This window comes from Ruminococcus flavefaciens (genome assembly GCF_900119075.1).
Taxonomy (GTDB): Bacteria; Bacillota; Clostridia; order Oscillospirales; family Ruminococcaceae; genus Ruminococcus; species Ruminococcus flavefaciens_Q.
This window is the reverse complement of the sequence record NZ_FPIP01000001.1, coordinates 192,291-204,678: the sequence shown is the minus strand read 5'-3', so window position 1 is coordinate 204,678 and position 12,388 is coordinate 192,291. Positions and strand designations below refer to the sequence as shown.

The window sequence follows — 12,388 nt, the reverse complement described above, 5'->3', positions numbered from 1 at the left end:
GCGCAGTCTGTTCTTCTACTTGTCAGCCGCTACTGGCACTTTGGGAGTCGGACTTGCCGAACTCCGAGATCTTGCCCAGTACAAAGCTCTGGAGCTGTACGAGATCACTCATCTCTACCTTGCCGTTCTTGTCAACGTCAGCTGCTCTCTTAGCTCTGTCATCAGCAAATTTCTCCGAGAGCAAGCCCTTTCTTGCAGCAACGAGGTCGAAGCTGTTGATAACTTCGTCGCCGTTTACATCACCATAAATAACACTTATTGCCTGTGGTCCGTCTATAGCAGTTCCCGCAACAGCGCCTATAGCCTCGTCAACATAGAAGCTGTAATCGTCGGAATCTGTCTCAACGTACATCTGTAGATTTGAAGCGCCCTCAGGTATCTTATAGTTTGTATTTGCCAGCTGAACCCACTCGCCCTTTGGCAGCTCGTCAACTGTAGCTATCTTGTCATAGTTTACATCGCCGTTTGCTTCATACTGGAGAGTGAGGTAGAACTTCTGAGAAGCAGGTCCTTCCGTGTACTTTACAACAGTACTGAAGCTGTACTCCTCGCCTGCCTTGAATACGTTTGAAGAAAGTGACTTTGAAGCGCCGTTCCAGCTTGCATTTCTGCCTGTACAAGCAAGTGAACCTGAACCGTCGTAAGCTTCTGTCTTATCCACAGCAACGCTTGCAGAACCTCTGCCTGTCCATGATTCTGTGCCGCTCTCGAATGTATTATGGAAGTAGTAGCCGTTCTCGTCGGGCTCGATGATAACGGGAGTGCCGCTGAGGACCTTGCTGCCGTTACATCCGTTCCATGTCTGACGGTCATACTCAAAGAAGTCGATATCGGCATAGCCGCCTGTGGACTTTGTAGGATAGCTGTAAATACCGCTGCGGTAGCCTGTGAAGAGCTTGAGGTCATAGGACATCGAGAGCTCCTGACCGAGCTTTGTCCAGTTCTGACCGTCATATGAATAATAGAAATTAGCCTTATCTATATTGTTGGAGGAGCTGCCGTCAGAATTAACGTTAGCGAACTTGAAGTCGACCTTGAGGTAAACCTCGTTGCCGTTCATATTCTGCTCTGCAACTATCTTGTTGGAGCTTGTCGGAACATCGCTGCCAGTGTTGACAGACATATAGACCTTCTTATTGCCGTTGTCGTCAACGCGGACACCGATACAGCCGTATTTCAGCTGGAATGCCGAAAGACCTGCGTAGTCTCCTGGCTTCATATTTGAAGCGTCAAGCTTGATATAGCTGCTGCAGGCAGGTCCCTCTGTACGCATTGTGAGGGTATTCCTTGCATTGAGCAGATGTGACGCCATATTCTTGTTTTTAAGACGGAGCCAGCCTGGACGCTCTGTAACAGACCATGCGCTGTTATCGGGGTTATGGTTCCATGACCACTCAAGAGCGAGGTCGTTTGTGGTGTAGTCAAAGCTGTCGTCGCCTGCTACATCAGTACCCTGTGTAGTGCCAAGGTCAAGAGTAATAGGAGCCTTGCCGTTTACGCCCATCATAGGCCAGTCGTTCTGCCAGTTTACGGGAACGAGAACAGGGATACGTCCAACAGCGCCGTGATCCTGGAACATAAGTCCGTACCACTTGCCGTCGGGGGTATCAACGATACCGCCCTGTGCGCAGCCGCTGCCGTATGAGCCAAGACCTGAATCGAGGAGAGTCTTGTTCTCCCAGTTGCCGTTAAGGCTCTTTGAACGGTAGCAGAATTCGAGTCTGCCGTGACCTGACGGCCATGCGATACCGAGTATATAATAGTAGCCGTTTATCTTATGGATATGCCAGCCCTCGCCTGCGAGGTTATTGAAGTTTGTCTTGAAAAGACGTCTTTCGGTAGCTCCTGCTGCCCAGCCTGTCATATCGGAGTTGAACTCCTTGATGTTACAGGTACCGCCTGCACCGTAAACGAGGTAGTTTCTGCCGTCGTCGTCAAAGAGCATGGAAGCGTCGTGGTACATACCGTTGAGCTCAACCCTTGACCACTCACCGTTCTCGATGTCGTCTGTAGAGCAGATATAGGACTTGTTGGAGCCGTAGCTTCCGAAGAAAGCATAGTACTTGCCCTTCTTCTCGTTGTAGCGAAGGCTTGTAGCCCACTGTCCGTGAGAGTAGTCGTGCTTGCCGTTTTTCAGGTTCTGAACGTCGCCGTTAGCGTATGTGTCAAAGACGTAATTGCAGATCTCCCAGTTAGCGAGATCCTTGGACTTCATAATAGGAGCACCGGGGCTGAAGAACATGGTCGTGCTGACCATATAATAAGTATCGCCTACTCTGATGATGTCATCATCGGGGACGTCAGCCCAGATGATAGGGTTGTTAATTGTGGACGCTGCCGACACAGGAGTGCTGATAATGCTTGATGAAGCCGATATCGACGGCAGGGCAACAGCTGCCGCTACCAGAACAGAAGCCGCAGCTCTCCTGAGTTTTAATTGTTTCATGAAAATTCCTCCTTCAATTTTAATATCCCACTTTTCATTAATACTATTTTGTACACAATGACAAAAAAGTTTTTCTTCGATACGTCATTATAAACGTATATTATTACTCCAATTTTAATTAATTGTAACATTTTGCTCAATAAACCGCAACCGAATAAATGCGGATTAGGTGGACAAAATGAACATTATAGCGCAATACAGATAAATAATAGCATTATTTTTTTATTTTCCATGTGATATCGGCATTATTTCACCCTTTTACGCCGTTTAATGTCAATATTTTAGCAGAAAAGTAGCATACAAATACTTCTGAGGAATACATGAGAACATAAAAAAACTGCGGAACAGGTTATCCCATTCCGCAGCTGTGTGCTTTTTGACTATTACTTCTTTTCAGGCTCGTCTTCTGCCTTGTCCTCGAAGTCCTCGATAGTAAGATCGTCGTAATCAAACTCAAGGAGCTCATCACAGTTAGGGCAGTTCATGGAGCCCTCTTCGATCATGCCCTCGTCAAGGAGAATAGTATCTCCGCAGGTAGGACATGTGATCTCATAAAGCTCATCGTCATCATCGTCGAAGTCGAATTCGTCGTCATCGTCCCAATCATCATCTTCATCGCACTCATCGCAGTCGTCGCAGTCATAGTCGTCATCATAGAAATCGTCCTCAACTGCGCCAAGATCCTCATCAAGGATATCGCAGAGCTCTGTAAGCTCGTCCACCTGTGACTGGAGATCCTCAACGTAGAGCACCAGCTCTGACATTACCTCGGACATCTGAATAAGAGCCTTTCCCTCCTTAGTGGAAGAATCGATCTCAAGACCGTCGATAAGTCCCTGTAAATATGACATTTTCTCGGTAAGCTTCATAGCAAGCTCCTCCTCTCGAATTATAGTATAGAAAGTACAGCCCGAGCTTATGCTCTTGACATATACTCGCCTGTTCTTGTATCAACCTGAATGATCTCGCCCTCGTCGATGAAAAGAGGAACCTTGATCTCTGCGCCTGTCTCAAGTGTAGCAGGCTTTGTAGCGTTTGTAGCTGTATCGCCCTTGAAGCCGGGATCAGTCTGTGTAACCTTGAGCTCTACGAAGTTAGGCGGCTCAACGCCGAATACGTTGCCCTTGTATGAAAGGATCTTACAGATCATCTCTTCCTTAACGAACTTGAAGCTGTCGCCGAGGATAGAAGCGCTGATCGGAACCTGCTCATATGTCTCAAGGTCCATGAAATAGTAAAGGTCGCCGTCGTTGTAGCTGTACTGCATATCCTTTCTCTCAACGTAAGCTGTAGGGAACTTAGCTGTTGGGTTGAAAGAAGTTTCAACAACTGAACCTGTGATAACGTTCTTATATTTTGTTCTTACAAAAGCAGCACCCTTACCAGGCTTAACGTGCTGGAATTCGATAACCTGAACTACCTGTCCGTCAAGCTCAAAGGTAACGCCGTTTCTGAAATCTCCTGCTGAAATCATTATAAATACCTCCGTATTTTTTCAAATTAATATGATACTTTATTTTATCACATTTTCGGGATTTTTGCAATACCTAATGTGATATTATTATAAAGATATGAGAGTTTTTGCCGTTTTTGTCAAGTTTTCGCAGCCGTTTTCAGTTAAAATGACAAAATCTTCTATTCTCACACCAAACTTGCCTGCGATATAGATACCCGGCTCTACGGTAACTACTGCTCCCTCATTGAGAGGCAGCTTGTAATTCGGCGAAGCATTGGGCTTTTCGTGTATCTCCATACCAACTCCATGACCGAGTGAGTGTCCGAAGCAGCTTCCGTAGCCTGCCTGCTCGATGATATCACGGGATACCTTGTCGAGGTCGCTGCCCATTATGCCTGCCTTAGCAGCTTCAATGCCTGCAAGCTGAGCATTAAGGACTATATCATAGACCTTTTTCATCTCGTCATCAGGCTCGCCAACGCAGACAGTTCTTGTCATGTCGCTGTGGTAGCCGTTGTACACAGCACCGAAGTCCATGAGCACGAACTCGCCGTTCTCCACCTTTTTGTCCGAGGGCACTCCATGAGGCATGGAGGTGTTTGCTCCTGCGAGAACAATGGTGTCAAAGGATAAGTCCTCTGCACCGTAAGCGTAAAGCAGACGGTTCAGCTCCAGAGCTATCTCACGCTCGGTAACGCCCACCTTGATGAAGCCTAAGAGCTCGTAAAAGGCTTTCTCGGCAATTGCCTGAGCCTTTCTGATGCACTCTATCTCCTCGGCGTCCTTGGTCATTCTGAGTGCTGCAATAGCATTGCTCAGTGAATCGTTCTGAATGAACTCAAACTCCGTGAAGAAATGCTCATAAGCGTGAAGCTCCTTGACGGTCATGGTCTCAGACTCTATAGCGATATTCTTTGCGCCGTGATTTTTCAGCAGCTCCATAAGCTGTGGATAGAGCTTTTTCATCTCAATGACCTCGGCGTCCTTTACTGTTGCTCTCGCCTTTTCGATGTAGCGGAAATCAATGAGGAGATACGCCTTTTCGGGAAAAGCAATAACTACTCCAGCTGAGGACTTCATACCTGTGAAATATCTGCGGTTTATGTCAGATGTTATGAGTACGCAGTCAGCTCCCTCAAACACCTCAAAAAGCTTTTCAAATCTGGTCATTTCGCACCTCTCAGAGCTCCGCAAGAGCCTGAACTGCAAGGTAGTAGCTTCCGAAGCCAAAGCCGCTTATGCTGCCCTTGCATACAGGTGCGATAACGGAATTGGAGCGGAATTCGTCGCGTGCGAAAACGTTGCTGATATGTACTTCTATAACGGGTATCTTGATAGCCGCGATAGCGTCGCGGATAGCGTAGCTGTAGTGTGTGTAAGCTCCTGCATTGAGGATAACGCCGTCAAATGTCTTTCTTGCGGCGTGGAGCTTGTCAATGATAGCTCCCTCATGGTTGGACTGGAATATCTCGCACTCCAAGCCCTGTTCCTTTGCACGGTCGATTATATTGCTGTTGAGGGTGTCGATGTTTGCGTTTCCGTAAACACCCGGCTCGCGCTCTCCCAGCAGATTAAGGTTAGGACCGTGTATAACAAGTATTTTCTTTATCATAATTTCTCCTTTGTATCGTCGGCAAATTTTTTCGGAAGAAAGGGCTTTTCAAGAACTCTCTTGAAGCGTATGAATCGCTTGGACTTTGGTTCAAGCTCCATAGGCTCGACATAGAGCATTTTCACTCCTGCGAAGTTGGCTCCCCACACGTCGGTAAAGAGCTGGTCGCCTACTGCGGCGGTCTCCGACGGAGTAAGTCCCATTTTCTCCATGGCTGCCTTGTATCCCCTTTTCAGCGGCTTGCCGCTGTCGCTTACGAAGTCCAGTCCCAGCGGATCAGCAAAGGGCTTGACTCTTTCAGCGCTGTTATTTGATACTATAATAAGCTTTATGCCGTTACTTTTCATATTTTCCAGCCACTCCCTGATACCCTTTGCAGGTACGGGGTGGTCGTGCGTCGTGAGCGTGTTGTCGACATCGAGTATGAGTCCCTTAACGCCATGCTTTTTCAGAAAATCAGGCGTGATATTCACCGTTTTTCTGAACGCAAAATCCACGTCGGTCCTTGTAATTTTGTGTTTGAATCCCAAGCTTTTTGTCAACTCCGTTCAACAAATGAAAAAGCGAGCCGCAGCCCGCTTTTATCAACATTAATAATTCCGCAAGATCAATACTTACGCTTACGAGCTGCCTCAGACTTCTTCTTACGCTTAACTGAAGGCTTTTCGTAGTGTTCTCTCTTACGAACCTCAGCAATTACGCCGTCCTTTGCACATGATCTCTTAAATCTCTTAAGAGCTGTGTCTAAAGACTCGTTTTTGCCAACACGAACTTCTGCCACTAAATTTCCCTCCCTTGTTCAGAGGTTGCTCGGAGCACTGCTCCAAAGCTCTATACTAAGCACCAAAAGGTGTTAGTCATCATATACCCCACCGTATAGCAGATTTACTTAAATTAATATAAAAGAATATAGTATAAGTTTACCACATTTTCTGCTCGTTGTCAAGCATTTTTTCTTTTACTTAAAAATTCGTTATTTTGCAACAATATTAACAAGTTTATTTGGTACATATATCTGCTTGACGATGGTCTTTCCGTCGATTGACTCCTTGACCTTTTCATCGGACATAGCCATTTCCATTACGGAATCCTTGTCAGCGTCAACAGCGATGTTCAGCTTTGCCTTTACCTTGCCGTTTATCTGGACAACTATCTCGATAGTATCCTCCTTGCAGAGCTCCTCGTCGTAAACAGGCCACTGCTCAAAGGCGATAGTATCGTTATGTCCCATGATGCTCCAAATTTCCTCGCCCATGTGAGGTGTGATACAGGACAGCATTTTGATAAGTCCCTCGGCGTACTCCTTGGGGCACTTGCCGTTCTTGTACACAGCATTTACGAATATCATCATCTGGCTGATAGCTGTATTGAACGCAAGCTTCTCGTAGTCGTCGGTAACCTTCTTGACTGTCTGGTGGTAAACCTTAGTAAGTGCGCCGTCGTTGTCGTCAGTGAGGTTCTCGGCTTCTGTGAAGAAGTTCCATACTCTCTGGATAAATCTCTTAGCACCCTCAACACCGTTCTTGCTCCATGGCTTGCTTACCTCGAGAGGTCCCATGAACATTTCGTAAAGACGGAGAGTATCTGCGCCGTAGTCTCTTACGATATCGGAAGGATTTACAACGAACTCAGGGAAACGCTTACCCATTTTGATGCCGTTCTCGCCAAGTATCATGCCCTGATGAACCAGCTTCTTGAAAGGCTCCTTTGTAGGTGCCAGTCCCTTATCGTAGAGGTATCTGTTCCAGATACGTGAGTAGATAAGGTGTCCTACAGCGTGCTCGGGACCGCCTATGTAGAGGTCTACAGGCATCCAGTGCTTCAGGAGCTCCTGATTTGCGAACTCCTTGTCGTTGTGTGGATCGATATATCTGAAGTAGTACCAACTCGAACCTGCGCTTCCGGGCATAGTTGAAGTCTCGCGTGTGCCCTTTATGCCGTTCTTGTCGTACTTCTTCCACTCTGTTGCATTTTCAAGGGGAGCCTTGCCATTCTTGCCCTTGTAGTCGTCAAGCTCAGGAAGAATGAGCGGCAGCTCTTCGTCGTCAAGAACGTGTATCTCGCCGTCCTCGCCGTGAACTATCGGAACAGGCTCGCCCCAGTAGCGCTGACGTGCGAATATCCACTCACGGAAGTGATAGTTGACAGTGCGCTTTGCTCTGCCCATTTTTTCAAGCTTCTGTGTGATAGCTTCCTTGGCTTCCTCAACGGTAAGCCCTGTGAACTCCTCGGAGTTGATGAGCTTGTAGCCCTTGCCGAGGTATTCGGTCTTTTCCATAGCGGCTTCTGAAACGTCGATGTGACCGTCCTTGCCGTCGATTACCTGGATCATGTCTATGTTGTGAGCTATTGCATACTCGAAGTCACGCTGGTCGTGGCTCGGAACAGCCATAACTGCACCTGTACCGTAGCTTGCAAGTACGAAATCGCCGATAAACATACGGACTTCCTTGCCGTTTACGGGATTTATACAGGTTACGCCCTTGAGCTCGCAGCCTGACTTGGTCTTATTGAGCTCTGTGCGGTCCATATCGTTCTTCTTCTTGGTCTCTGCAATGTAAGCCTCGACCTCTTCCCTGTTCTGAACACGGTCAAGTAGGCTCTCTGTGATAGCTCCGTCGGGAGCAAGAACCATGAATGTGATACCGTAGATAGTCTCGATACAGGTGGTGAAGATAGAGAACTTTCCGCCGCCAACGATGTCGAATTCAACCTCGACGCCTGTGGACTTGCCTATCCAGTTTCGCTGTATAGCCTTTGTGGACTCAGGCCAGTCTATCTCGTCGAGTCCCTCAAGGAGCTTCTCAGCGAATGCAGGCTGGTCGATTACCCACTGCTTCATGTTCTTTCTTACTACAGGGAAGCCGCCGCGCTCGGACTTGCCGTCGATTACCTCGTCGTTGGAGAGAACTGTTCCAAGCTCCTCGCACCAGTTTACAGGCATATCGATGTACTTTGCGTAGCCGTCCTTGTAGAGCTGCTTGAATATCCACTGAGTCCACTTGTAGAACTCGGGATCTGATGTAGCTATCATCTTTGACCAGTCGTAGTCAAAGCCCAGCTCCTTAAGCTGCTTTGAAAAGGTCTTGATATTCTCCTGAGTAAAGCCGTTGGGGTGGTTGCCTGTGTTTACGGCATACTGCTCTGCGGGAAGTCCGAATGAGTCATAGCCCATTGGGTGAAGGACGTTGTAACCCTGCATACGCTTCATACGTGAAACTATATCTGTGGCGGTATAGCCCTCGGGGTGTCCTGCGTGGAGACCTACTCCCGACGGATATGGGAACATATCCAGCGCATAGAACTTAGGCTTGCTGAAATCCCATACATCAGTCTTGAAGGTCTCGTGTTCTTCCCAGTATTTCTGCCATTTGGCTTCAACAGATGTGAAATCATATCTGCTCATTGTAATATCATTCCTTTATAATATAATTAATAATTTACTGATCTGTAGAATACGCTCTTGACATCGCGGTTAAAGCACAGCAGTGCTGCACAGCCGATGTCTATAATGCCCTCTAAGAGGTATATCCAGTTTGCACCGATATTGGCTATATTCTGCGGCAGATAAACTATCGCGACAAGTGCGAGGACTGCGGCAAGAATATAGTTCACATACTTGAACCTTGAAAAGAAAAAAATCGCTTCTACAAGGGCAATAAGCAAACTAAACAGCACAAAATGCTTCGCCAGTATCATATTAAGCAAAGCCTTGGCGACAACGTATACCGCCATGGCAATGCATATCTTGTTTCCTCTTTCCTTCTGATCGAACAAATAACTCACTCCTTGGTGATAAGGCTGCTGATATCTATCTGCTCGCCGTCAGCCCATAAGCCTTCCAGCTTGTAGAAATTACGTGTGTCCTTGTAGAATACATGAACGATTATATCAGCATAATCAAGGATTATCCATGTATTTCCCGTATCAGCCTCACGGCGCTGGGGCTCAATGCCCTTCTGTGAGAGGACGAACTCGACCTCGTCTGCAAGTGTTCTTGCATGAGTATTGCTGGTACCGTTTACTATTACGAAATAATCTGCAAGTATAGTGAGGTCTGATATCTTTATTGCCTGTATATCCTCGCCTCTTTTGCTGTCGAGAGTTTTTATGATAAGTTCAAGCTTTTCCTGTTCGGTCATTTATTCTTCATACTCCTTCCATGCAGGTCTCTTTTCTGGGTCTCTGAGCGGCTCAGTAGCTGTTTCGAGTTCCTCAAAGGTCATGCCGGTATCATCATATACTTCATACTGATAGTTGTATTCGTCAACATATTCGACGATATTGCTCTCTGAGAGCAGCATAGGTCTCTGATAAGGTCTGAAATGCTCGTTGAGCATATCTATTGTAGCTCTCTTGTGTATCGAGTAGATACTGTAGAACTCCTCATTGGTGATATAATAGATAGCGTCTTCACCGGGCACCATATTTACGCTGACATTCTCCATACTGAGCACCGAGCCGAAATCAGCAAGCTTGCTGAGGTCCTCAACGCTCATATTGGTTGCTATCCACTTGTTCTTGTATATGGTATTGAGGTAGCTGTACAGCTTCATCTTGCCCTCGTCCTTGACGATGGACAGGAGCTTCTTCATAGCTGCCTGCATGAAGCGGCGCTGGTTCTGTACACGTCCGATATCGCCCTGCAGCCACTCGTGACGGAAACGCACGAACCATTCAGACTGATTACCGTTGAGGACTACGTCGCCTGCGGGTATTCTCTTGTCAGCCTCATAGATTATCTCGTTGTCAAGGTGCATCGGGATACCGCCTATAAGGTCAACGATATCGACGATATCGAAGCAGGCAGTTGTTATATATGCGTCTATCGGGATACCGAAGTTTTCCTGAATACAGTTTACCACACGCTGGATCTTGTTTGATTCCTGATCCCATGCGTCAAAGTAAACGCTGTTTATCTTGGTGGTCGGATTGCTTGTATAGTTCGGAACTGCACAGTCACGGGGCACCTGCAGTATATTTAGCTTTCCGCCTCCGATATCGAACTGACATATCCAGATAACGTCTGTAAGCTCCTGATCCTCGTCAAATCCGAGGAAAAGCACGGTGTACTGTCCCTCGACAAGCTGCGGAAGATCCAGACCGTCTGTAAAGTCCTCGGTAACGATATCTGTATCGACGTTCAGATCCATTGTAGGCTTCTGAAGCTCGCCCTCGATGTCAACAGTAGGCTGCCAGCGCTTGAAATAGGTCATTATGGACACTCTCTCATCGGGCTGACCGCTCTTTTTATACCAGAGTATAGGCATATTAAGGAAGAGAGCGATTATAGCCGCGATACTTAGCAGAATGGACGTAAGCTTTATGAATGCGTCCTTTTTGCTCTTTTTCTTTTTCGGCTCGTCGTCAAAATCGTCGAGATCCTCATCATAATCTGCCGATTCAACGTATCTTTCTCTGCCCTTTTCGTGAAGTCCGTGATACTGCTGCTCATTTAACTGCGGTCTCGGAGGTTTCTCCCCCTCGATCCTTATATCTATTGAAGGAGCCTCGTGCAATCCATGATACTCGGGCTCTTTTGGTCTGCTGTTATTATTATCGATCCTTTTGAGCTTTCTAAGAGGTTTTGCCTGCCTCGGAGCTCCGTAAGATCTGCTGTATAACTCCTCGTTACGTTCTTCTCGGTTCATTTGACTCCTCTTTTCAAATTCCCAGTATTTTATTTCTCTGCTTTTGAAAGCCGTGTATAAAAATTATATCCCTCTGCGGTACAAATAGGTATTACTCCGCCTTTTTTTATAACCGACTTCATGGAAAATGCAAAAGCCTCCAGCATAGCCGCATTAAGGTCGGTATAAGCCAGCTTGCGCATTTTATCCACATCCTTGTAGTCTCTTTCGGCAGAAATAAGGTCGCCGATGTAAACTATCTCCTCAAGACGGGACATTCCAGCCCGTCCGACTGTATGAAATCTGATGGAATTAAGGATATCTATATCCTCTATCCCAAACTCTTTCTTAATAAAATATGCACCTGCAATGCCGTGGAGCAGCGAACGCGTTTCAAGCTCCTCGCGGCATACCGTGTAGCCGCTCTCCTCTACAAGAGCTCTCTGCTGATCGTCGGGCATTTCCTTGCAGATATCATGAAGAAGCCCTGCAAAATATGCCTTTTCGGGATCTTCTCCGTACTTTTCCGCAAGCTTTCTGCACTCGTCGGCAACATTCAGCGAATGTGTGTATCTTTTAACCGATAAATTGGCTTTCAGGTATTTCTTTTTATCGTCTGCATCGTAATGCAATTTTCCTTCACCTCTGACTGAATATAATCCCTTCGATCTTATATATTGTACTACATTTTCGTCAAGATAGCAAGCGAAATCCTTATTTTTTGCAATTTTTTTTCTGATCTCGGTGCTCGAAATCACCGTAGGATCAGCCTCGGATACCAGTATCTTGCCGAATTTGCTGAGTTCCTCTGCCTTTGCTCTCAGTGCAGGCAGGTCTCCGCTCTCACGGGATACGACACATAATGTTACCTTTGCCAGTATCTCATCAAAACGGTGCCATGTATCGAAGCACATGAGCATATCACTTCCCACCATGAGAAAAAGCTCTGCCTCAGGAAATTCAGCGTGGAAGTGCTCCACCGTGTATATAGTATAGCTCACGCGGTCGCTTTTTATCTCATAATCGCTGACAAAAAGCCTTTCGTCTGCCCTGCAGGCAAGTCTGAGCATTTCAAGTCTGTCCTCATCGGGAGCGTACTCCGCTATGGAGCGGTGGGGAGACTTCTTCGACGGCACCAAATACAACCTGTCGAGCGAAAAATCACGGAGCGCTGTCTGCGCAAGATGTATATGACCGTTATGTACGGGATTGAAGCTTCCGCCGTATATTCCTATGCGCATTTC

General features: G+C 46.8%; 12 protein-coding genes. All 12 read right to left on the bottom strand.

Features of this window, described 5'->3' with window-relative positions; genetic code table 11:
- Positions 1–22: 22 nt before the first annotated feature.
- Positions 23–2,446, bottom strand: a complete 2,424-nt coding sequence (locus BT105_RS00865) for a beta-xylosidase family glycoside hydrolase (RefSeq protein ID WP_242940057.1) — start codon at positions 2,444–2,446, stop codon at positions 23–25.
- 383 nt (positions 2,447–2,829) lie between these two features.
- Entirely contained in the window at positions 2,830–3,315 is a 486-nt protein-coding gene (locus BT105_RS00860) for a CD1247 N-terminal domain-containing protein (protein ID WP_072298972.1), read from the bottom strand.
- Positions 3,316–3,362: 47 nt separating this feature from the next.
- Positions 3,363–3,920, bottom strand: coding sequence for an elongation factor P (gene efp / locus BT105_RS00855; RefSeq protein ID WP_028514779.1), 558 nt, complete (start codon positions 3,918–3,920; stop codon positions 3,363–3,365).
- An 87-nt stretch (positions 3,921–4,007) separates the two neighbouring features.
- Positions 4,008–5,072 (bottom strand): aminopeptidase P family protein, encoded by a 1,065-nt coding sequence (locus BT105_RS00850; protein ID WP_072298971.1) that lies wholly within the window; start codon positions 5,070–5,072, stop codon positions 4,008–4,010.
- A gap of 10 nt (positions 5,073–5,082) precedes the next feature.
- A complete protein-coding gene (gene aroQ, locus BT105_RS00845) occupies positions 5,083–5,514 on the bottom strand; it encodes a type II 3-dehydroquinate dehydratase (protein ID WP_037324512.1) in 432 nt (143 codons plus the stop codon).
- Positions 5,511–6,044 carry a YqeG family HAD IIIA-type phosphatase gene (locus tag BT105_RS00840; protein WP_081367748.1) on the bottom strand — a complete coding sequence of 178 codons (534 nt, stop codon included), beginning with the start codon at positions 6,042–6,044 and terminating at the stop codon, positions 5,511–5,513. The genes aroQ and BT105_RS00840 overlap by 4 nt, the downstream gene beginning before the upstream one ends.
- 77 nt (positions 6,045–6,121) lie before the next feature.
- A complete protein-coding gene (gene rpsU, locus BT105_RS00835; protein ID WP_009984057.1) occupies positions 6,122–6,295 on the bottom strand; it encodes a 30S ribosomal protein S21 in 174 nt (57 codons plus the stop codon).
- Between the two features lie 192 nt (positions 6,296–6,487).
- Complete coding sequence (gene leuS, locus BT105_RS00830) at positions 6,488–8,920, bottom strand: leucine--tRNA ligase (protein WP_072298970.1); 2,433 nt, start codon at positions 8,918–8,920, stop codon at positions 6,488–6,490.
- A gap of 26 nt (positions 8,921–8,946) precedes the next feature.
- Positions 8,947–9,291, bottom strand: coding sequence for a hypothetical protein (locus tag BT105_RS00825; protein WP_143186519.1), 345 nt, complete (start codon positions 9,289–9,291; stop codon positions 8,947–8,949).
- Positions 9,292–9,296: 5 nt separating this feature from the next.
- Positions 9,297–9,656: a ribosome silencing factor gene (gene rsfS / locus BT105_RS00820; RefSeq protein ID WP_072298969.1), complete on the bottom strand. Its 360-nt coding sequence runs from the start codon at positions 9,654–9,656 to the stop codon at positions 9,297–9,299.
- On the bottom strand, positions 9,657–11,165 hold the full coding sequence (locus BT105_RS00815) for an LCP family protein (RefSeq protein ID WP_072298968.1): 1,509 nt from the start codon (positions 11,163–11,165) through the stop codon (positions 9,657–9,659).
- Positions 11,166–11,194: 29 nt separating this feature from the next.
- Positions 11,195–12,385 (bottom strand): nicotinate-nucleotide adenylyltransferase, encoded by a 1,191-nt coding sequence (locus BT105_RS00810; RefSeq protein WP_072298967.1) that lies wholly within the window; start codon positions 12,383–12,385, stop codon positions 11,195–11,197.
- Between the last annotated feature and the right edge of the window lie 3 nt (positions 12,386–12,388).

Bases quoted from the DNA above. Each gene is read 5' to 3' on its own strand.
- BT105_RS00865 (WP_242940057.1), bottom strand. From the start codon at position 2,446: ATGAAACAATTAAAACTCAGGAGAGCTGCGGCTTCTGTTCTGGTAGCG.
- BT105_RS00860 (WP_072298972.1), bottom strand. From the start codon at position 3,315: ATGAAGCTTACCGAGAAAATGTCATATTTACAGGGACTTATCGACGGT.
- efp (WP_028514779.1), bottom strand. From the start codon at position 3,920: ATGATTTCAGCAGGAGATTTCAGAAACGGCGTTACCTTTGAGCTTGAC.
- BT105_RS00850 (WP_072298971.1), bottom strand. From the start codon at position 5,072: ATGACCAGATTTGAAAAGCTTTTTGAGGTGTTTGAGGGAGCTGACTGC.
- aroQ (WP_037324512.1), bottom strand. From the start codon at position 5,514: ATGATAAAGAAAATACTTGTTATACACGGTCCTAACCTTAATCTGCTG.
- leuS (WP_072298970.1), bottom strand. From the start codon at position 8,920: ATGAGCAGATATGATTTCACATCTGTTGAAGCCAAATGGCAGAAATAC.
- rsfS (WP_072298969.1), bottom strand. From the start codon at position 9,656: ATGACCGAACAGGAAAAGCTTGAACTTATCATAAAAACTCTCGACAGC.
- BT105_RS00815 (WP_072298968.1), bottom strand. From the start codon at position 11,165: ATGAACCGAGAAGAACGTAACGAGGAGTTATACAGCAGATCTTACGGA.
- BT105_RS00810 (WP_072298967.1), bottom strand. From the start codon at position 12,385: ATGCGCATAGGAATATACGGCGGAAGCTTCAATCCCGTACATAACGGT.